Source organism: Acinetobacter sp. 228, from assembly GCF_048147885.1.
Map to the genome: position 1 here is coordinate 59942 of NZ_JAYWYV010000013.1, position 21596 is coordinate 81537.

Here is a 21596-nt window from a genome sequence, read left to right on the forward strand (position 1 = left end):
GCTTTTATCGCTTTTTCTGCCAGAATCGCTACACTAAACCATCGAACTGATTTTCAAGGTTTTACATCAGTTTCCCTGGCCTTTCGGCACGTACATATTTTTAACTAATCATGACTGATTGAGGTGACACCAATGTCGCAATTGAATGTTGATCCACAAGAAATTGCCAAATTTGAAGCATTTGCAGCTATATGGTGGGATCAGCATTCCGAGTTCCGCCCCTTGCACATGATTAATCCACTACGTTTAAACTGGATTGATGAACATGCCGGTGGTCTGAGTGGTAAAAAAGTGCTGGATGTCGGCTGTGGTGGCGGGATTCTGGCCGAAAGCATGGCACGTCGGGGTGCTGATGTACTCGGGATTGATATGGGCGCAGCGCCTCTGAATGTGGCACGCATCCATGCCGAACAAGAAGGTGTCAGCAATATCGAATACCGACAGGTGCCGGTCGAGCAACTGGCAGACGAACAGGCTGGTCAATATGACATCGTGACCTGCATGGAAATGCTGGAACATGTGCCAGATCCAGCATCGATTATTCAGGCCTGTTACAAGCTGGTCAAGCCAGGCGGTCATGTGTTTTTCTCGACCATTAACCGTAATCCGAAGTCCTATTTATTTGCCATTATCGGGGCAGAATATGTGTTGCGGATGCTGGCCAAAGGCACCCACGATTACAGCAAATTTATCAAGCCGTCCGAACTGGCGCATGATATTCGTAATGCCGGTTTAAAACTCAAAGATATGACCGGCCTGCACTATAATCCATTGACCAAGCATTATTGGCTGGCAGCGAATGTAGATGTAAATTATATGGTCTATACCGTGAAAGAGAATGCAGCAGAGCCCACAGAATGAAAGCAGTTTTATTTGATCTCGATGGTACCCTCATTGATACTGCGGCCGATTTTGTCCGGATTATCCAGCAGATGTGCCGTGAAGAAGGCCGCGCACTGGTTGAACCCGAGCTGATCCGTACCCAGGTTTCTGAAGGTGCACGCGCCATGGTGAAACTGGTCTATCCGGAACTGCAACTGGAAGATCCGGTATTTTTAGCCCATCGTCAGCGTTTTCTGGATATGTACGGTGCCGATATTGCGGTCGATACCGATCTGTTTGATGGTATGTATCCCTTGCTGGAACAGCTGGAAGCACAAGATATTCCGTGGGGCATCGTCACCAATAAACCGCGCTGGCTCAGTGAGGCTTTACTGAAAGCACTGAATTTAACTGAACGCTGTGCGGTACTGGTTTGCCCGGAAGATGTCATCCGCACCAAGCCTGATCCTGAACCGATGTATCTGGCAGCCAAACAGCTCGAGCTTGCTGCAGAAGACTGTATCTATGTCGGTGATCATCCGCGTGATATTGATGCAGGGCGTCATGCCAAGATGACCACCATTCTGGCAGCTTATGGTTATTTACCACTGCAATACAAAGATAACTTAACAGCCTGGCAAGCCGACTATATAGTGGATACAGTTGCAGAATTACAGCGGCTGATTCAGAAACTGCTCGTGCAACAGCAAACTGCGGTATCTTGAAAGCTTAAAACCAAACAATAAGAAATAAGGAGGTAGATAATGAAATATTCAGAATATCAACCTCGCCCCGATCTGCTCAAGGATCGTATTATCCTGATCACGGGTGCGGGCGATGGCATCGGGCGTGCAGCAGCAATCAGTTATGCCTTGCATGGTGCAACAGTGGTGTTGCATGGACGTACCTTGAATAAACTGGAAGTCATCTATGATGAAATTGAAAGTTTAGGGGCACCGCAACCTGCCATCTTGCCGTTACAGCTCTCGAGCGCCTCGGAACGGGATTATGAACTTCTGCTCGATACCCTAGACCGTCAGTTTGGCCGTCTGGACGGAATTCTGCATAATGCCGGTATTTTGGGTGACCGGGTTCCCCTGGCGGATTACCCGGTCAATGTCTGGGATGATGTGATGGCAGTTAATCTGCGTGCCCCTTTTGTCATGACCCAGGCGCTGTTACCGCTATTATCCAAATCTGAACATGCTTCCGTCGTATTTGCCAGTTCAGGTGTAGGCCGTGAAGCCCGCGAACGCTGGGGTGCTTATTCCGTATCGAAAATTGCCATTGAAGCAGTAAGCCAGTTATTTGCCAAAGAGCAGGTACACCCCAATATCCGTTATAACTGTATCAATCCTGGGGCAACGCGTACCGCCATGCGCGCCAAGGCCTATCCGGATGAAGATCCAAAAGTTTTACCGACTCCCGATTCAATTATGCCGGCTTATCTGTATTTGATGGGCGATGACAGCCTGCATATGAATGGTCAAAGTATTGATGCGCAGGATTAACCTTCTTTTTATTTTATTCAGGGAGCAATTGCTCCCTTTTCTATGCTTTCAGGCTTTATATGACGCATAAATCGGGAATGACTCTCGCCGGATCGCATTGAATTTCACTAAAATCCCCGCATACTAAGCCTCACTACATTGAACAAGAGTGCATCATGACTGAGTTAAACAATATTACGGTGACCCATTTAGACGATGGCATGGTCTCGCTGCTGATTGATCAACAGCCTATTTCTGAAAAATATGACACCAAGTTTGAAGCCAGTATTGTGGATGACATCAAAGCACTCGAAAATGCCCAGAAACTCAAACTGTTCGAGCAGTTTGTATTTTCACATCATGATCTGAATTTTGAACACGCCTATTATTATGTGACTGGAATTGAAAAATTAGACGATTGTTATCATCTGGCCAAGCATTTTGTTTATCGCATTAAGATTGAAGGACAACCAGAAATCGAGCATGTCATCAGCAATCAGGGCAAAGCCATGACAGCCGAGGATGTACGTGCCTTTATTCAGGCGCATGTACAGAAATCACTAACGGATTATACTGACCTGAACTACGCTTATTAAAAGCCAAGCAATTTATATAGAGAGTACTTTTTAAAAGTGCTCTTTTTTTAGCTGATTTTTTAAAAAAAGAGTTTATTAATCGAATTTTCGCATCATTTTTATAAAATTATACGGTTTTCCAAATAAATCTATATGAACTATGCTTCTTATATCGCCAGATAGATCAGACAGGAGTACAGCATGGCTGATCAGAAACGAAAAATTGAAACAATTCATCAGATTGAACAATTACAATTATCACAGGCCCTGATTGTGGCATTAGATGATGCCCTGCAAGCGGAATCAGTCGCTGAAGCGATTCACTCCTTACAGGGTCTAGCAGAACAATGGAATTAATCTTGAGATAAACCGATAAAATTTTCTGCCATTTCAGTAGAGGATTGATTATTTTACGAGTGCTTCAATGCTGCTTTTTTGAACAAAATCATCGATTTTAGCTTGCATGTTTGCCCTCGCTTTGATCAGATAAGAACATAGCTCTTTATACCGAGCCTTATGATCAAGACCGCAGTCTGATATTATGACATCATCATAATATCTCTGCATTTGTTATAAAACTTGTGCCTGTTCTTCACAGTTTCTCTGCAATTTTTCCGTACATTAGGTACTGTAGAAAGTGAACAATTTAATGAGGGTTCAACATGAAAAAGGTTTTGATGGCACTGGCAATTTCTTGCAGTACATTCATGCTGAGCAATGTCGTCATCGCTGCCCCTCATTTCAATGATGATTCGCATTATGGCGCAGACAAGAAAAAAGGCCGCGAGTTCCGCGAGGCTCCTCAAGAGCAGCAGGATAACCGTCGTATGCGGGAAGAACGCGGAGTGAAACGTCTACAACAGCTCAGATGGCAGCCAGGTTATGTAATGCCGCAGCATTATCGTGGTAATGGCTATAAAGTCGAATACAAAGATCATCGCCTGCCTCGACCTGATCGCAAGCAGCAATGGTACAAAGTCAATAACGACTATATTCTGGTCGATTCAGAAAATAACAATATTATCCGTATTGTTGGTGACTAAATTACATCTCATGCTCTAGGCCCAACATTGTTTGGGCCTTTTTTATTTAGGTCACTGATTTTTCCAATTGCCTATGATTACGCTGTCCTGTGCTTATCTAGCTCTAGCGCAACCATCTTCTAAATTTCTTCACGAATTTAACATTTTAACTAAATAGCCCTCATGCTTTCTATGCACTTGTTCGCTAATTTAGTCTCATCGAAATTAGATTTACATTTTTAGGTGAGAGCCATGAAAAAAGTTTTAACTACAGTTGCGTTATCTCTCAGTGCTTTGTTAGCTACTTCTGCAATGGCAGCACCACAGCATGACTCACGTTATGACCATAATCCGCATAAATCGGCACCACACTGGGATGCCAAAGATAGTAAAAAATGGAATGATGACCGCCGTCATAACAACCGTGTAGTCAATCCAAGCCGTGACTGGCGCGTAGGGCAAACTTTACCACGTCAATACGACAACAAACGTTTTGAAGTGAGTGATCGTGAAGCACGTCGTCTACCGAATACCGGCCGTTTCCAGCAGTGGTATAAAGTCAACAATGACTATGTTCTGGTGAATGAGCGTACCAATAAAATCGTACGGATCATGAACTAATCTTTCTCCATTACTGCTCGTCTTGCAGACACCTGAAGTTCCCCTTCAGGTGTTTTTTTATATCTGTACTTCCACTTGCGTTTTTTTTCATTAGAATCAAAGTTGGATCTCATCATTGAAATAGGCTCAGGCATGACTTCGGCAGACACGTCACAAAGCACAACACTGCAATATGTGCACTGGTTTCGCAATTCTGCGCCTTATATCAATGCGCACCGCAACAAAACCTTTGTGATCATGTTTGATGGTGAAGCCGTTTTAAATGACAACTTTCAGCATATTATTCATGATATTGCCTTGTTGCATTCATTGGGGATTCGGCTGATTCTGGTATATGGCGCTCGTCCGCAAATTAACCAGAATCTGGCCCAAAACCAGATTACCACCCCTTTTTACCAGCAGCGTCGGGTCACCACACGTGAATCTTTAAGCTGCGTGATGAGTGCTGTCGGCTCAATCCGTCTGCAAATTGAAGCACTGCTGTCGATGGGACTGGCCAATTCACCCATGTATGGTGCCCGCATTGATACCGTTTCGGGGAATTTTGTCACTGCCAAGCCTTATGGCATTCGTGATGGTATTGATTTTCAACTGACCGGTGAAGTCCGCGCGATCGATACCGATGCGATTCAGCGCCATCTGGACAATCATAATATTGTGGTACTTGGCCCGACGGGTTATTCCACCACCGGAGAAGTCTTTAATCTGCTTGCTGAAGAGGTCGCGACCAAAACTGCAATTCGGCTCAAGGCAGATAAACTGATTTTTCTGGGCAAGCAGCATGGTTTGATAGATCGTAACGGCCAGCTCAAACGGGAAGTCACGCCGCAACAACTGAATGACTATATTCCGCTGCAAGATGCACCTGAAAGAGGATTACAGCTAAAAGCCGCACAAGAAGCCTCCATGAACGGCGTCCATCGGGTGCACCTGATTTCTTATGCCTATGATGGTGCCCTGCTAGAAGAACTGTTCACCCGGGATGGTTCCGGTACTCTGGTCACCGATGCACATTATGAAGAAGTGCGTATGGCCGATATTCAGGATGTCGGTGGCCTGATCAGTCTGCTACGTCCATTGGAAGAAGAAGGCATTCTGGTCTATCGTTCCCGGGAACGTCTGGAAAATGAAATCAACCAGTTTGCTGTAATCGAACGGGACGGCATGATTCTGGCCTGTGCCGCCCTTTATCCAATTCCGACGACAGGAGATGAATTGCGTTCTGCAGAAATTGCCTGTGTTGCGGTTCATCCAAGTTATCGCCAGTCCAATCGGGGTAGCCAGATCCTGCATTATCTTGAAGAAAAAGCCAAAAGCATGCAGATTCAGCAGCTGTTTATTCTAACTACCCGCACCGCGCACTGGTTTCTAGAACAGGGCTTTGAACCGGCGTCAGTCGATGATCTGCCGGATGCCCGTCAGGCTTTTTATAATTATCAACGCAATTCTATTGTTTGCAAAAAGTCACTTTAAAGTGACTTTTTCTTTTGGTGCCTTAGCTTAATTTCAGATAAAGATATCTTGTAATTTTGATTTAGTTGTTAAGATTGTATTGCTGCTTTTCAGCTAAATATATCAGCAGATTATATTTAAAAAAATAATTATAAATTTCATAAGTTTGATTAATTTAAATAGTAAATATTCATTTTTATATAAATCACTTTTTCGCATAAGTTTTGCGCTTTTTTATTTATCTTTTTTCTTCATTAGAAATTCCTGAATAGTTATTTTTTTAGAAAAACAAAAACGATTAGCGTGTCCCTAAGTTTTCATTCACTAGTTTGTCATTTTCGGGAGTTTTGATTCATGCGCCAATCTCATGTTCAGTTTTTAACCAAGACTGTGGTACTCGGTACTGCGATGGCGGGTGTCATGATGCTTTCAGGCTGCTCGAAAAAAGAAGATACCCTTACCCTGAATATCGGTTTTCAAAAATACGGCGTATTACCGATTTTAAAAGAACGCGGCACGCTGGAAACGACCTTGAAGCAACAAGGGATCAATGTGAAATGGGTAGAATTTCCTGCTGGTCCGCAACTGCTTGAAGGACTGAACGTTGGCAGCGTCTCTTTTGGTGAAGCTGGTGAAGCACCGCCGATTTTTGCTCAGGCGGCCAACTCAAATCTGGTCTATGTGGCCAATCAGCCGCAAGCACCTAAAGCCGAAGCCTTAATTGTACCGAAAGATTCACCAATCCAGTCCATTCAGGATCTGAAAGGCAAACGGGTGGCCCTGAACAAAGGTTCAAATGTGCATTACTTACTGTTAAAAGTTCTGGAAGCCAACCAGCTTGGCCTTGATGATATCGAAGTAATTTATTTACCCCCTTCCGATGCACGTGCTGCATTTGAACGTGGTGCAGTCGATGCCTGGGTGATCTGGGATCCGTTTTTTGCAGCTGCTGAACATCAGATTGGTGCGCGTGTCATTGCCAGTGGTGAAAATGTAGTGAGCAACCACCAGTTCTATCTGGCAGATCGCAAGTTCGCAGAAAGCCATCCTCAGGTGGTACAGGCAGTTGTCAATGAATTGAACCTGACCACGGACTGGGTGGCAAAAAATCAGGATGCTGCTGCTCAGCTCCTGCAAAAACCGACAGGTCTGGCCGTCGATGTCTTAAAAACCTCTATTTCACGCATGGGCTTCGGTGTTAAACCCCTCACGACTGACGTGATTCAAAAACAGCAACAGGTCGCCGATGCGTTTTATGTGCAGCAGCTGATTCCACAAAAGCTGAATATTGATGCAGCAATTATTAAATAACAGCAGAATACTTCGAGAATAAAAATGAGTCATTTAAAAACAGTTTCTTATATCAGCTTAGCGTTATTGAGCTTTAGTCTGACTGGCTGCCAGAAACAGGAACCACAGCAAACAGCTGCTGCAGAAACCAAAGCAGCACAACAGGTACAAAGCATTGCGGTTGGCTTTCAGAAATCAGCCTTGAATCTGCTGGTAGCACGCAATGAAAAACTGTTAGAACAACAATTTCCCAATGCCAAAATTGAGTGGAAAGAGTTTCCGGCGGGCCCACAAATGCTGGAAGCACTGGCAGTCGGTGCAGTGGATTATGGCTATGTAGGGAATACCCCACCCATTTTTGCACAGGCTGCAGACAAAGCCCTGAGCTATGTGGCCTTTGAAAAAGTGGCTGGAAACTCTTTGGCCGTGGTCGTGCCGAAAGACAGTGCCATCCAGACGATTCAACAGTTGAAAGGAAAACGGATCGCGGTGCAGAAAGGTTCAAGTGCCCATGAACTTCTGGCCAAAACTCTGGAAAAAGCCGGCTTAAGCTGGTCAGAGATTCAAGCCGTCTGGCTTCCACCCGCGGATGCACGTGCTGCTTTTGACAAAAAAGCCATTGACGCCTGGGCAATCTGGGATCCCTTCCTGGGCGCAGCCGAGTTCGACAGCCAGGTTAAGCTGCTGATTGAATCCAGTGACTTTCCGCAAACCTACTCCTTTTATATCGGCAATCCCGAATTTATTCAGAAGCATCCGGATAGTCCTGAGAAGTTTATTCAGGCTTTAAATGCCTCTGACCAGTGGATTCTTAAAAACCAGGCTGTAGCCCTAGATATTTATCAGAAAAGTACCGGTCTGAAACCAGAAGTGGCAAAGCTTGCATTTGAGCGTCGTCTTAAACCTTCGCCGGTTCAGCCTTTAACGACGGAAGTGATCAAAGCCCAACAGAATATTGCCAATCTCTTCCAGCAGGTTCAACTGATTCCCAAAACCATCAGCGTCCAGCAACAGATCTGGTCGCCAGCAGCCACACATTAATTAGCAAACAAGATGATTTAATTTAAGGAATATCACATGAAAATTTTTTGGTTTATCCCCACTCATGGCGACAGTCGTTACTTAGGCACCAGCAAGGGCGCACGTGTTGTAGATCATGCCTACATGAAGCAGATTGCCGTTGCGGTAGATAACTTAGGTTATGAAGGTGTCCTGATTCCAACCGGCCGTTCTTGTGAAGATCCATGGTTAACCGCAGCCAGCCTGATTGACGCGACCAAAAAATTAAAATTCCTGGTGGCCCTGCGTCCGGGCGTGACCACCCCGGCACTGGCTGCACGCATGGCTGCAACCTTTGACCGTTTATCCAATGGCCGGGTGCTGCTCAATCTGGTGACTGGCGGTGACGAGCTGGAGCTAAAAGGTGATGGCGTCTATGAAGATCACACAACCCGCTATAAAACGGCGACCGAATACACCACCATCTGGCGTGAAATTTTAAAACGTTCACATACTGGGGAAAGCTTTAGTTTCCATGGCGAACGCTTAAGTGTCGATGAGGCAAAATTGCTGTATCCACCAATTCAGCAACCACATCCACCTTTATGGTTTGGCGGTTCATCGGATGATGCCATTGAACTGGCTACGGATCAGGTCGACACCTACCTGACCTGGGGCGAGCCACCGGCCGCAGTCAAAGAGAAAATTGCAGTGGTAAAAGCCAAGGCTGCAGCTAAAGGTCGTGAACTGAATTACGGGATCCGTTTACACGTGATCGTACGCGAAACCAATGAGCAGGCCTGGGCGGCGGCTGAAGAACTGATTCAATATGTGGATGATGCCACTATCGCTGCGGCCCAAGCCAAGTTTAAATCCATGGACTCGGTCGGTCAGCGCCGTATGGCAGAACTGCATAACGGCGACCGCAGCAAACTCGAAGTTTCTCCGAACCTGTGGGCAGGTGTAGGTCTGGTACGTGGTGGTGCCGGTACGGCACTGGTCGGCGATCCAGAAACTGTCGCTGCACGTATCCAGGAATATGCAGATCTGGGAATCAGTACCTTTATTTTCTCAGGCTACCCACATCTGGAAGAATCAATCCGTTTTGCCGAACTAGTATTCCCTTTACTTCCACTGGAAACCCAGCAAAAACTCACTCAACCAAACTTGACCGGTCCATTTGGTGAAATCGTGGCGAACAACTACACACCGGACGAAAACAAGCAGGCTGAGAAAATTCAGGAGTCTGCTTAATGTCAAAAGTCGTTTCCGTTGAAACCCTGGCCCAAAAGCCGGTTTCACGTGGAACAATTCTGGGGCAGCACCTGCTGCCCTGGCTGGTTCCAATTTTCTTGATTGCAGTTTGGCAAATTGCCTCTAGCACAGGCCTGCTGGAAAGCCGGATTCTGCCTGCACCAAGTGCCGTGGTTTTAGCCTTCTGGAATTTATTGCTCAGCGGTGAACTGTGGACGCATGTGCAAGTCAGTGCAGGACGTGCCATCAGCGGATTATTGGTGGGTGGTGGTTTGGGTCTATTACTGGGACTGTTAAATGGCTCATCCAGAACTGCCTCTACCCTGCTCGATACGACCTTGCAGATGATCCGCAATATTCCTGCACTGGCACTCATTCCCCTAGTGATCTTATGGTTCGGGATTGATGAATCCGCCAAATTGTTCTTGGTGGCGATTGGGGTATTTTTCCCAATTTATATCAATACTTATCACGGCATCCGCTCGGTTGATCCACAGTTAATCGAGATGGGAAAAAGCTATGGTTTAACTCGCTGGCAGCTATATAGAGAAATTATTCTGCCGGGTGCGATGCCATCAATTCTGGTCGGCCTGCGTTTTTCTCTGGGTCTGGTCTGGGTACTGTTAATTGTTGCTGAAACTATTTCTGCCCAGTCCGGTATTGGTTATATGACCATGAATGCACGTGAATTCTTGCAAACCGATGTGGTTCTGGTAGGTATTTTACTGTATGCCCTGCTGGGTAAACTGGCCGATGTCCTGGCAGTAGCTTTAGAACGATTCCTGCTGCGCTGGCATGCCGGGTATCAAAAATAAAGAATAAATAAGGAGCATGTGATGACTGATCTCAGTTTAGGGCGTCATGCCAATGACCCGATTAGACCACTGGAGCAACCTGCGGCAGAGATCAATCCTGCTACAGTGCTTGGTGCCGAAATTATCATTGAACAGCTGCACAAATTTTACGGTTCGGTCAAAGTTCTGCAAGACCTGGACCTGCATATCCAGCCAGGTGAATTTCTGGCGATTGTCGGTCGCAGTGGTTGTGGTAAAAGTACCTTATTGCGCCTGATCGCTGACCTAGAAAAACAGAGCTATGGCGAAATCAAGTTTAAGTCCGCCCGGCATATTCGTGAAGGCATTACTGCAGATGATATCCGGGTGATGTTTCAGGACCCTCGCCTGTTGCCCTGGCGCAGCATCGAACAGAATGTGCAACTCGGTTTACCGAAGGAGCAGCATGCCAAAGCTTCGCAAATGCTGGAAAAAGTCGGCCTCAAAGAAAAAGCTGGACTCTGGCCTTCACAGCTTTCCGGAGGACAACGGCAACGTACCGCCTTGGCGCGGGCATTATCGCATCAGCCGCGTATTCTGCTGCTGGATGAACCACTCGGCGCCCTGGATGCCCTGACACGACTGGAAATGCAAAGCCTGATTGAGCGTCTCTGGACCGAACAAGGTTTTACCGCCATTCTGGTGACCCACGATGTCAGTGAAGCCGTGCAATTGGCAGACCGGATTATCTTGCTGGACAAAGGCCATATTGCCAAAGAGTTTAGGGTTAATTTACCTCGTCCCCGGCAAAAAAGTGTCAAATTTGCAGAACTGGAACAGCAGGTCCTAAAAGCGGTTTTAGCAACCTGAAGCTTGGATCAAACCCAAAATCACACAGGGTTACGGGTTTGATGCTTAAAAATTATCTTAAGTTTAATCCGATATACTTCAATTTCCGTCCTTTGAACTTCGCTCTCCTCTGTCATTTAGCAACAAGACCAATAAGAAAATGAAATATTTTCAGAAACTTGAATTTTATTTGTGTGGACGGATCTAGCCTGTTTTAAATATTAATCTAGAGAATAAATCATCATTATTCAAAAAATTAGCCTGTGACTGTGTGCACAAATCTGATGATTTGCCGTACAATTAAAGATTCCCTTTTTTTAATTGTTTTTATATTTGCTAATGGAACAAAAAAAGAGCACTCAAAAGCGCAATCAGCTGCTAAATGCTGCACTAGATGTATTTTCCCTATATGGTTTTAGTGGGGCAAGTCTGGATGAAATCGCACAAATTGCAGAAATGCATAAGTCGAATATTTTCTATTATTATGAAAATAAAGAAGCCTTGTATGTCGAGGTATTAACCACCGTTCTACAAAAATGGCTGGCGCCTTTACAAACCCTTGAAGCAGAACTTGAACCTGAAGAAGCGATCACCAATTATTTGATGCAAAAAATTGAAGTGTCGCGTACCCAGCCTAAAGCATCGCGTTTATTTGCTTTAGAAGTGATTCAAGGCGCACCGCATATTCTGGAGATTTTAAAAGGTCCACTGAAAAAACTGGTGAAGCGCAAAGCCAAAGTGATTTCCAACTGGCAGGAACAAGGCAAAATCTCTGCGAATATTGATCCTGAATTACTGATTCTGAATATTTGGGCCATCACCCAAAACTATGCAGATTTCTCCATCCAGATGGAAATGGTCACAGGTAAAACCTTGCGTAACCGCAGCATGCAGCAACGCATTATCCAGCATACGGTAAACATGATGTTATATGGCGTGATCCCACGTAAGGATCAATAAGCGCACTTATGATTGGCATACGGCCATAGCTCCTATGGTCGCCGAGCAAACTTGAGCCTCCCTTTTATTTTACCATTCGATATAAATCTAATAACTTCTTCGCACCCAGCAACAGATTCTCTTCCCAGTCCAGATGCGCAGTTTCATTGGCACCATCACTGATATATTTGACTGAAATCAGGCGAACACCCAGTTTTTTACAGACTTTTGCCAAAGCATAGCCTTCCATATCAACCAGATTACACGTGACTTTCGATATGCTGGTTTCAAAACTATCACCTGTCCCGCAAATCCCTTTCGGCAAATGTTCAAAGAACGATTCCAGCTCAATAGCACCCGGGAAATGCTGATCCATCGGTGTAACGCCGATTTCAAAACCAAGTGGTGAAACATCCATATCACGCTGTACAAACTGGCTCACTTCAATCAGTTCGTGTGCATTAAAATGCGTACTCCCTGCTGTACCCAAGTTCAGTAAGGTAGTGCAACCCGTCTTCTGAATCACTTCAAAGGCTTTAAAGGCCGCATTAATTTTGCCAATCCCGCTGTAATGTACTTCAATACCTTCTGCTTCAAACAAGCCTTTAGACTCATTCGGAAGTGCCATGATTAATGCAATTTCTTGACTCACAATCGTCTCCTGCGCTGTATGGGCAGTGATATACCATAAAACAGCAGCACAAGGCAGCCTGAGCTGCATCATTTTAAATGCCCAGTCATACAGGGAATTGCATTCTTATTTTTCTGTGGCCTTCGCAATTTGCTGCTTTTGCAAATACTGTTTAAGGCAAGGTGAAAAGATTAAATTTCCATGGTAAAAACCCGCTGCCGTTTTAGTTGCAACCAGTATCCATAACATGACTAATACACCTCCCAGTGCATAAGCAACCGCATATAAAAATTGAAGCTCTAGTGCGGCAGCTAGATTAAATATCGCCAAAGTAAATACACCGATTGGAAAGGTGAGTCCCCACCAGCCCAAGTTAAAGGGCAACTGCTTTCTGGCATGAGATAAGGTAGTCAATAAGGCGATACCAAACCACCAGACAGCAAAGCCAAGCAGGATTAAGGCACCCATAATACCCACCTGTTCTAAAAATAGCCCCAGTCTGTATTGATCTATCACTGCCAACACTTGCGGTGCCTGATGACCCAGTAATAACAATGCCAATGCACCTGTACCAATTGGCCCAAGGGCAAGCCAACTGCTAATGGCCATTTCTTTTTCAGGTAACTGATGTAAAGCCAGACGCAACATTAAAATGCTCAGAATTCCAAATGCAGGCAGAACTGAAATTCCCCACAGCATATAGCTGCCGAGTAGAATCATGACGCTCTGTTGAGTTGGCTCCTGATGGGCCAATAACAATCCCCCACTACTTGCAGCAACCTCACATGCCACGATGGGCAGCAACCACACTGCTGTCATGCTTTTAAACTCATGCTTCTGCCGGCTATACATAAAAAATGGCACGGCCCACGCAATCACAACCGCAAGTGCAACATCGACATACCAAAGTAGTCCTGCAATCTGTACGGCAATATCGCCCATTTGAACAATACCAAATTTAAGAAAGCCATTGATGATTGTGGCAAGCCCCATCGGGATTGCACCCAAAAATAAACTCATATTTGGATGCTGAAAAATCTGTTTGGCTTCAACTGGGTAATAAATCCAGCGCAGTGCATAAAGACTCAGGAAAGCAACAAATAAGATAATATTCAAAAGCCAAAGCCCGGCACCCATTTGCCAGAAAAGCTCAGATGCCAGCGGAGATTCTGCGATGATTAAAGCGACAATACCGGTACCCATGGTTACTGTGAACCAGTTCGGTGTGAACTCACGGATCAGGTCAGAAACTCGATTTAAATCGGCAAATGGCTTTTTCATCAGCTTCACTCTGAAAGGATGTTAGAACCATCATACGAATAATTGAATATAAATTAAATTGATTAATATTCATTTTTATTATCAATTTAATTGATTATAAATTCATCATTGCATTAATTTTATTGTCTAAAAACACAACAACAAGACGAAACGCTGAGATTATGGCAATATATAGCCTCTCGAAATTTCTAAGCACTTGATTTGCCCATGCAGCTGCTCCGTCTAAATGCTTTAGCGTCTCATTCCAAGTTACCCAAAACTGCCGTGACTATCGGTAATTTTGACGGCGTGCATTTAGGTCATCAGGCCATGATCCGTCAGCTGCAACAGGTGGCCAAAGCACAGGGTTTAAAATCTGTAGTAATGATTTTCGAGCCACAACCGCTTGAATACTTTAAAGGTTATGAAGCGCCACCGCGTATTTCATCACTGCGTGAAAAAGTTGAATACCTGACTGAACTGGGTGTGGACTATATTGCTGTGGCAAAATTTGACCATAGCTTTCGCAGCCTGACCGCAGAAGCCTTTGCCGATATTTTAAAAGAAAAACTCAATGCGCAGCATCTGGTCTTGGGTGATGATTTTCACTTTGGTAAAAACCGCCAGGGCAACAGCGAATTTCTGCGCAATTATGGCTTTGAAGTCACCAATTTAAATACCATTGCTCTGGATGGTGAACGGGTCAGTTCTACCCGGATTCGCCAGACTTTGCTCGCAGGTGATCTGGCTCTGGCCGCACAGCTGCTGGGCCGTCCTTACAGTATTACCGGGCGGGTACAGTATGGCGATCAGATTGGTCGAACCCTTGATTTTCCAACCATCAATATCCGCCTCAACCGCCATAAGCCCTGCCTGAAGGGGATTTACGGAGTTGAGGTTATTTGCGAAACCTTATCCTTAAAAGACAAGGTAAAAGCTGATACTCCAGCGCAAACAGGTATTCCAGGCTATGAACCGACGGCCCTGTTTGGGGCAGGTCATGTCGGCACCCGTCCAGCCATTAAACAAGCGCATCCGGAATGGCGATTAGAAGTACATTTTCCAGATGTTTCTGCTAATCTGTATGGCCTGTTGATGCGGGTGACGTTCTTAAACTATTTACATGGCGAAAAGGACTATCCTTCGCTTGAAGCGCTAAAAGCCGGAATTGATGATGATGTCGAGAAACTGCTTGAGTTTCGTCGAAATCACCCCACTTTTCCCTTTTAATATCCCATATTTTTATTGTAAAACGTGTCAGTGACATAAACTGATTAGATTGGAAGACGACTTGCATGAGCGATAAGCAAACTCCTGAAAATGCAGTGGACTATAAAGCCACGCTGAACCTCCCAGGTACTGACTTTGCAATGAAGGCAAATTTGGCAGTACGTGAAGCGAAATGGTTAGAAGAGTGGTATGCCGACAACATTTATCAGCAGATTCGTGCATCGCGTATTGGCAAGAAAAAATACGTGCTTCATGACGGCCCTCCTTATGCCAATGGTCAAATCCATTTGGGCCATGCAGTCAATAAAGTTTTAAAAGACATCATTATCAAAAGCCGTGTCATGGACGGGTTTGATGCGCCGTATGTACCGGGCTGGGACTGTCATGGTCTGCCAATCGAACTCAAAGTCGAAGAAAAAGTCGGTAAAGTCGGCGTAAAAGTCGATGCTTCAACTTTCCGTAAAGCCTGCCGTGAATATGCCTACACACAAGTTGAATTACAGAAAAAAGACTTCGTGCGTATGGGCGTGTTCGGCGACTGGGACAATCCGTACCTGACCATGAACTTCAAACAGGAAGCGGATATCGTACGTTCGCTTGGTGCCATTGCCAAAGCAGGCCATATCGAACCGGGTCTGAAACCGGTGAACTGGTGTCTGGACTGTGGTTCATCTCTGGCTGAAGCAGAAGTTGAATACGAAGATAAAAAATCCGACGCGATTGATGTGGGTTTTACCGTTGTAGATTTAGCTGATTTATCTGCACGCTTGGGTGTAACCGTTACCGATTCAACGGACATCGTGATCTGGACCACGACACCTTGGACGCTACCTGCCAACCAGGCCGTTGCTCTGCATGCAGAGATTGAATACCAATTGGTGAAAGCCGTTGGTGAAAATAAAGTGGCACAAAACCTTATTCTTGCAAAAGATTTGGTTGCATCAGCAACAGAACGCTATGGCTTCGAGTCTTTTGAAGTTCTTGCTGACTTTACAGGCAGCAAACTTGAAAACTTACAATTACAGCACCCTCTGATTGCCGACCGTCAAGTTCCCGTTATTTTGGGTGAACACGTGATTGCAACCAGTGGTACAGGTGCCGTTCATACTGCACCGGGCCATGGTGTAGACGATTATAAAGTTGGCCTGATTTATAACCTTAAAGTAGACAACCCGGTCGGCGGAAATGGTGTGTATTTACCAACCTCGCCAATCTTTCCAGGCGAGCATATCTACAAAGCCAACCCCAAAATTATTGAAACCTTGACTGGAGCAGGCAAGCTTTGGGCACATGTCGTCATCAAACATAGCTACCCACACTGCTGGCGTCATAAAACTCCAATTATCTTCCGTGCGACACCACAATGGTTCATCAGCATGGATGCAAAAGGTTTACGTCAAGGCGCATTAAACGCAATCGAAAATGAGATCAGCTTTGTGCCGGACTGGGGTAAAAACCGGATTCAGGCGATGATCGAAGGCCGTCCGGACTGGTGTATCTCGCGTCAACGTACCTGGGGTGTGCCAATTCCGTTCTTCGTGCATAAAGACACTAATGAATTGCATCCACGTACACCTGAACTGATCGAAGAAGTCGCGAAACTGATCGAACAGGAAGGGATTGACGGCTGGTACAACCGTGATGCATCTGAGTTCATCGGCGATGATGCTGAACACTACAACGCGGTACGCGATACGCTGGACGTATGGTTTGACTCGGGTACAACACACTTTGCGGTACTTCGTGAACGCGAAGAACTGACTGATCCTGCTGATTTATATCTGGAAGGTTCTGACCAACACCGTGGCTGGTTCCAATCGTCTTTGTTAACGTCGATTGCGATCAATGAACGTGCGCCATATAAAGGTCTGCTGACCCACGGTTTCGTGGTCGATGAAAAAGGCCGTAAGATGTCAAAATCAATCGGTAACGTCATCACACCGCAAGACATCATTAAAGATATGGGTGCAGATGGCTTACGCTTCTGGATCGCCTCTGCGGATTACCGTTATGAAATGACGGCTGGTAAGGAAATCTTTAGCCGTGCCTCTGATGGTTATCGCCGTATCCGTAACACCTTGCGTTTCTTGTTGGCAAACCTGAATGGCTTCAAACCGTCTACCGATGCATTGCCAGTCGATCAGTTGATCGCACTGGATCAATACATCCTGCAACGTGCAGCTGAGGTACAGAAAACTGTTCAGCAAGCCTATGAAGATATGAATTTCCATATCGTCACCAGCGCCTTGACTAACTTCTGTATTAATGACCTGGGTGGTTTCTACCTCGACATCATCAAAGACCGTCAGTACACCACCAAAGCAGACTCACAAGCACGTCATTCTGCACAAACTGCGTTGTATCACTTGGTACAGGCATTCGTGCGCTGGATGGCACCGATCTTGAGCTTCACAGCACAAGAAGCTTGGCCATTAATTCCTGAGCAAACAGAGAAATATGTGTTTACTGCGGAATGGTATGACATTCCTGTAGCGACTGAAGCCAACATCGTGACAGAAGCGGAATGGCAAACCCTGATTGCGGTGAAATCTGCGGTGAACAAGTTTATCGAAACAGCGCGTACTGCGAAAACAGTGGGTTCCAACTTGTCAGCCAAAGTTGAACTTTGGGCGTCGAACGAACTGAAAGCGGTACTTGATAAATTGGGTGACGAACTTCGTTTCGTATTGATTACGTCACAAGTGCTGGTGAATGAGTTTGATGCAGCTCAAGGTGAAGCATCTGATCTTGAAGGTCTTCACGTGAAAGTTTCTGCGGCAGATGGCGAAAAATGTGTACGCTGCTGGCATGTTCTTCCAGATGTGAATACACATAGCTCACATCCTGGGCTATGCGGCCGTTGTATCATTAACCTTCCTACAGGCCAAGGCGAAGAGAGAAAATATGCCTAATACCCGCACAAAAAAGGGCTTATTCCAGTTCTATCCACATAATTTATGGTGGATTGGACTGGCCATTCTGGCGATCATTCTGGATCAATGGACCAAATGGATTGCAGTGACAAATCTGAATTATGCAGATCCTGTTCCTGTACTGCCCTTTTTAAATTGGACACTGCTACATAACTATGGCGCTGCCTTTAGTTTTCTGTCCGATGCCGGTGGTTGGCAACGCTATTTCTTTACTTCACTGGCAGGTTTAGTGTCTGTGGTCTTCGTGTTTTGGCTGATGCGTATGCCAAAAGACATGAAAATCTTGCCGCTGGCGATTGCCCTGATCCTGGGTGGTGCCATCGGTAATCTGATTGACCGGATCAGCCTCGGCTATGTGGTCGATTTTATTCATGTGTATTACCAGAACAGCCACTTCCCTGCTTTCAATATCGCAGACAGTGCCATTACTATAGGTACTATTCTGATGCTGATTGATACCTTTTTCTTAGAAAAACATCGAATTCAACGGGCGCAAGCACAACATGACTGATTTTATTCATCCCAACGAAGAAACCCGGGTTGCAGACGGTTCTAAAGTCGAGCTGCACTTTTCTGTCGCAATCGAAAATGGCGTGGAAATTGACAATACCCGTAGCCGTGAAGAACCGGTCAGCCTGGTGATTGGCGATGGCAATCTACTGCCTGGTTTTGAAAAAGCACTGATTGGTTTACGTGCCGGTGACCGTCGCACGGTCAGCCTGCCACCAGAAGATGCTTTTGGGCCATGGAATCCAGAAAACATCCAGAAATTTGATACGGTAAAATTCGGAGAACGTCCGATCGAAGGTCACATGATCGAGTTTGAAGACAAAGCCAAGGCCACCCTGTATGGCGTAGTCAGATCAGTCAATGATGACATTACCGAAGTGGACTTTAACCATCCATTGGCAGGCAAGAATATCACCTTTGAAGTAGAAATCTTTAAAGTGACACCTGCTGGCCAACAAGGCGTTAAACTGATGTAAAGTTTCAGCTAATTGACTGATTTAAAAAAGCTCCTTCGGGAGCTTTTTTATGTTCCGGATACAAATCATCTCTAGTCACCTTTCTGAAATCTGATTAATTTAATTTGATGATTAAGACCCTGAAAAAGGACTAAATATGAAAATTTATATTGTGGTTGGGAGCGTACGTGAGGGGCGTACTGCAATTAAAGTAGCACACTGGGTACTTCAGGAAATTAAAAGTTATACCTTTAGCACTTTGGAAACTGAAATTGTCGATTTAAAAGAATGGGATCTTCCGCTATTTTCTGGCGCTCATCCTCCCCTGACCGGGATTTATGATCAGCCCAAACAGCAAGACTGGGCAGACAAGATTGCGCTTGGCGATGCCTTTATTTTCGTCACGCCTGAGTATAATCATGGCTATAGTCCAGCTCTGAAAAATGCCCTGGACTATCTCGGCAAGGAATGGCAGGGCAAACCGGCAGCTTATATTGGTTATGGTGCGACCAATGGCTCACGTTCGATTGACCAGATTCGTCAAGTGGGTACTCAGCTTGGACTGATAGATACTAATGCTGTCATCGAAATCCGGGATATTTTTGCACGGAACAAAGATTATTCCTTCCAGGGCAATGAATTCGATAATAAAAATTTAAAAGCTGCTGTAGATAAACTGATTCGGTATGTCAGTGCCTAATGATTAGACGGAAATCCTGTACGTTTTAGCCTACATACAGCGCAGTATTTGGCGGCTATTCCTCACTTTTCTGCAAGGCTATAGTGAATGCATAGACAGACAGGAAGTCTGCAAAGCGATACCACAACAATAAAAAGCGCAAATCAACAGGACGTTGACAGATTAGACAGGAGTCAGATCTGAGAAGCAAATCCAGAAAAGCCTCAACAGGATGTTGAGGCTTTTTTGTTTTAAACGATTTGTTTTGGCTTGAATAGTCGTTTCTCGGTATCAGACATCAACCTGAAATCAGAGATAGAGCTCATCGGCAGCTTACAATCTCGAGATTTTCCAGTTTCCGGATAATATTTCTCTTAGCCCAATATCTTTAAAAAGCGGATTAAGGTGCTGTCATTTTTAACAGGTTGGCTTGCGGACCATCCTCAATGACCCATAACGAACCATCCTCTGCCTGGGCAGCCCCACGAATCCGTTCTTTCATATTCAGACGCTGGACTTCTTTCACTGGGGTCTGAGTGATATCTACAATCACGATTGCCTTGGAAGACAGACCGGTAGCAATCGCTTTATTTTTCCATTGTGGGAAGATATTCGCGGTATAAAACAGCAAATCTGAAGGAGAAATTACTGGTGTCCAGTCCAGTGCCGGAGCTTCGAATTCAGGACGGCTACTGTGGTCGGGAATGGGCTTGCCATCATAATGATCGCCATTTGATACTAAAGGATAGCCATAATTTTTAGCCTTGATAATCTTGTTCAGTTCATCACCGCCTTTCGGTCCCATTTCAATGACCCAAAGCTGCCCTTTGGGATCAAACGCCATTCCCAGAGGATTACGGTGTCCAAGACTCCAAACCTGCTGGGCAATTTTACCCTGATTCATAAAGGGATTATCGGCAGGAATTGAACCATCCTCATTCAGACGAATAATTTTACCGGCATTGGATTGCATGTCCTGTGCAGGATCAAATTGCTGACGTTCCCCCGAACTGATCCATAACTTGCCATCCGGCCCGAATACAATTCGGTGCGCATAATGCCCCTGACCCGAAAATTTGGGTATTTGTGTCCAGATCCGTTCAATCTGTTTCAATTGGAGGGTAGGCTGGCTCAAATCAAGTTTGCCACGAATGACCACAGCACCATATCCACCTTGACCCTTTTCAGCATAACTCAGATATACCCACTGATTCTTTGCAAAATCTGGATGTAAAGCAACTTCACCTAAGCCGCCTTGGCCTCCATACGCAACCTGAGGTATGCCTTTCACCTCGATTTTTTTCTTATTTTTGGGATCAAAGAGCTGCAATTTTCCTTTACGCTCAGTAATCAGCAGCCGGCCATCGTTTAAGGTGGCAATTGCCCAAGGTTCATTAAATTGAGCAATCTGTTCAACCTTATATTTTTGCATGCTTGAAGAGACTGAATCGGATGCATGAGTAGCTGGAGAAGTCTGTTGAGCAGTCTCAGAATTAGAGGAGGAATTCTCTGCATGACAGGCAGTAAATGCCAAAGCACAGCAACTAAGTAAAATTTTTATTTTAAATTGCGATAACATTATCTTCTCCATACTGATTTATTGTCCAAATTAACATCAAGATACAGAGTTTCTGGTCTAAATTCAGCATAGAAAAGTAAATAGATATATTTAAAAATTATAAATAGAATTTATTTTAATAAAGAATGAGTGTCTAAGCTTTCGACTAAATTCCCGCATAAAAAAACACCCCCGGCCTTTAGACCGGGGGTGTTTTGAATAATGAGCTGGCGATGACTTACTCTCACATGGGT

At 45.1% G+C, this 21596-nt stretch carries 22 protein-coding genes; 19 read left to right on the forward strand and 3 right to left on the reverse strand.

Translation table 11 applies throughout. The features are described 5' to 3' along the window. Positions 1 to 132: 132 nt before the first annotated feature. The 14 genes from ubiG to VXQ92_RS10955 all read left to right on the forward strand — a co-directional run bounded on the left by ubiG (position 133) and on the right by VXQ92_RS10955 (position 12107). On the forward strand, positions 133 to 861 hold the full coding sequence (gene ubiG / locus VXQ92_RS10890) for a bifunctional 2-polyprenyl-6-hydroxyphenol methylase/3-demethylubiquinol 3-O-methyltransferase UbiG (protein WP_064102567.1): 729 nt from the start codon (positions 133 to 135) through the stop codon (positions 859 to 861). After that, the gene (locus VXQ92_RS10895; RefSeq protein ID WP_416681582.1) at positions 858 to 1547 is read left to right on the forward strand and encodes an HAD family hydrolase; all 690 of its coding nucleotides are present in this window, start codon (positions 858 to 860) and stop codon (positions 1545 to 1547) included. The genes ubiG and VXQ92_RS10895 overlap by 4 nt, the downstream gene beginning before the upstream one ends. Before the next feature lie 39 nt (positions 1548 to 1586). Further along, the gene (locus tag VXQ92_RS10900) at positions 1587 to 2333 is read left to right on the forward strand and encodes a YciK family oxidoreductase (protein ID WP_064102565.1); all 747 of its coding nucleotides are present in this window, start codon (positions 1587 to 1589) and stop codon (positions 2331 to 2333) included. Between the two features lie 155 nt (positions 2334 to 2488). Then, positions 2489 to 2908 carry a hypothetical protein gene (locus VXQ92_RS10905; RefSeq protein ID WP_416681585.1) on the forward strand — a complete coding sequence of 140 codons (420 nt, stop codon included), beginning with the start codon at positions 2489 to 2491 and terminating at the stop codon, positions 2906 to 2908. A gap of 180 nt (positions 2909 to 3088) precedes the next feature. Beyond that, positions 3089 to 3244, forward strand: a complete 156-nt coding sequence (locus tag VXQ92_RS10910; protein ID WP_171255305.1) for a hypothetical protein — start codon at positions 3089 to 3091, stop codon at positions 3242 to 3244. A 305-nt stretch (positions 3245 to 3549) separates the two neighbouring features. Further along, complete coding sequence (locus VXQ92_RS10915) at positions 3550 to 3930, forward strand: RcnB family protein (protein ID WP_064095142.1); 381 nt, start codon at positions 3550 to 3552, stop codon at positions 3928 to 3930. 231 nt (positions 3931 to 4161) lie between these two features. Beyond that, positions 4162 to 4530 carry an RcnB family protein gene (locus VXQ92_RS10920; RefSeq protein WP_064095143.1) on the forward strand — a complete coding sequence of 123 codons (369 nt, stop codon included), beginning with the start codon at positions 4162 to 4164 and terminating at the stop codon, positions 4528 to 4530. 132 nt (positions 4531 to 4662) lie between these two features. Then, positions 4663 to 6003: an amino-acid N-acetyltransferase gene (argA, locus tag VXQ92_RS10925; protein WP_416681588.1), complete on the forward strand. Its 1341-nt coding sequence runs from the start codon at positions 4663 to 4665 to the stop codon at positions 6001 to 6003. Positions 6004 to 6336: 333 nt separating this feature from the next. Next, positions 6337 to 7293: a sulfonate ABC transporter substrate-binding protein gene (locus VXQ92_RS10930; protein ID WP_416681590.1), complete on the forward strand. Its 957-nt coding sequence runs from the start codon at positions 6337 to 6339 to the stop codon at positions 7291 to 7293. Positions 7294 to 7317: 24 nt separating this feature from the next. Next, a complete protein-coding gene (locus VXQ92_RS10935; RefSeq protein ID WP_416681593.1) occupies positions 7318 to 8313 on the forward strand; it encodes an aliphatic sulfonate ABC transporter substrate-binding protein in 996 nt (331 codons plus the stop codon). A gap of 36 nt (positions 8314 to 8349) precedes the next feature. Then, a complete protein-coding gene (gene ssuD / locus VXQ92_RS10940) occupies positions 8350 to 9525 on the forward strand; it encodes an FMNH2-dependent alkanesulfonate monooxygenase (RefSeq protein WP_416681596.1) in 1176 nt (391 codons plus the stop codon). Beyond that, a complete protein-coding gene (gene ssuC / locus VXQ92_RS10945; protein WP_064102559.1) occupies positions 9525 to 10340 on the forward strand; it encodes an aliphatic sulfonate ABC transporter permease SsuC in 816 nt (271 codons plus the stop codon). Before ssuD ends, ssuC begins: the two co-directional genes overlap by 1 nt. Positions 10341 to 10361: 21 nt before the next feature. Beyond that, positions 10362 to 11168, forward strand: coding sequence for an ATP-binding cassette domain-containing protein (locus tag VXQ92_RS10950; protein WP_144724117.1), 807 nt, complete (start codon positions 10362 to 10364; stop codon positions 11166 to 11168). A 318-nt stretch (positions 11169 to 11486) separates the two neighbouring features. Then, positions 11487 to 12107 carry a TetR/AcrR family transcriptional regulator gene (locus VXQ92_RS10955; RefSeq protein ID WP_064095150.1) on the forward strand — a complete coding sequence of 207 codons (621 nt, stop codon included), beginning with the start codon at positions 11487 to 11489 and terminating at the stop codon, positions 12105 to 12107. Between the two features lie 64 nt (positions 12108 to 12171). Here the strand turns inward: VXQ92_RS10955 and VXQ92_RS10960 are convergent, their stop codons facing one another. Further along, complete coding sequence (locus VXQ92_RS10960; RefSeq protein ID WP_416681600.1) at positions 12172 to 12738, reverse strand: 5'-nucleosidase; 567 nt, start codon at positions 12736 to 12738, stop codon at positions 12172 to 12174. Positions 12739 to 12843: 105 nt separating this feature from the next. Next, entirely contained in the window at positions 12844 to 13998 is a 1155-nt protein-coding gene (locus VXQ92_RS10965) for a TDT family transporter (protein ID WP_416681603.1), read from the reverse strand. A 207-nt stretch (positions 13999 to 14205) separates the two neighbouring features. Here VXQ92_RS10965 and ribF point away from each other — a divergent pair, with 207 nt between their 5' ends. The 5 genes from ribF to VXQ92_RS10990 all read left to right on the forward strand — a co-directional run bounded on the left by ribF (position 14206) and on the right by VXQ92_RS10990 (position 19805). Continuing rightward, positions 14206 to 15207 carry a bifunctional riboflavin kinase/FAD synthetase gene (gene ribF / locus VXQ92_RS10970; protein WP_064095152.1) on the forward strand — a complete coding sequence of 334 codons (1002 nt, stop codon included), beginning with the start codon at positions 14206 to 14208 and terminating at the stop codon, positions 15205 to 15207. A gap of 65 nt (positions 15208 to 15272) precedes the next feature. Further along, entirely contained in the window at positions 15273 to 18119 is a 2847-nt protein-coding gene (gene ileS / locus VXQ92_RS10975) for an isoleucine--tRNA ligase (protein WP_416681605.1), read from the forward strand. Further along, positions 18112 to 18651: a signal peptidase II gene (lspA, locus tag VXQ92_RS10980; protein WP_416681608.1), complete on the forward strand. Its 540-nt coding sequence runs from the start codon at positions 18112 to 18114 to the stop codon at positions 18649 to 18651. Before ileS ends, lspA begins: the two co-directional genes overlap by 8 nt. After that, positions 18644 to 19126, forward strand: coding sequence for an FKBP-type peptidyl-prolyl cis-trans isomerase (locus tag VXQ92_RS10985; RefSeq protein WP_064095155.1), 483 nt, complete (start codon positions 18644 to 18646; stop codon positions 19124 to 19126). The genes lspA and VXQ92_RS10985 overlap by 8 nt, the downstream gene beginning before the upstream one ends. Positions 19127 to 19262: 136 nt before the next feature. Further along, positions 19263 to 19805: an NADPH-dependent FMN reductase gene (locus VXQ92_RS10990; protein ID WP_416681611.1), complete on the forward strand. Its 543-nt coding sequence runs from the start codon at positions 19263 to 19265 to the stop codon at positions 19803 to 19805. Between the two features lie 379 nt (positions 19806 to 20184). Here the strand turns inward: VXQ92_RS10990 and VXQ92_RS10995 are convergent, their stop codons facing one another. Further along, the gene (locus tag VXQ92_RS10995; protein ID WP_416681614.1) at positions 20185 to 21363 is read right to left on the reverse strand and encodes a PQQ-dependent sugar dehydrogenase; all 1179 of its coding nucleotides are present in this window, start codon (positions 21361 to 21363) and stop codon (positions 20185 to 20187) included. Positions 21364 to 21596: the final 233 nt, after the last annotated feature.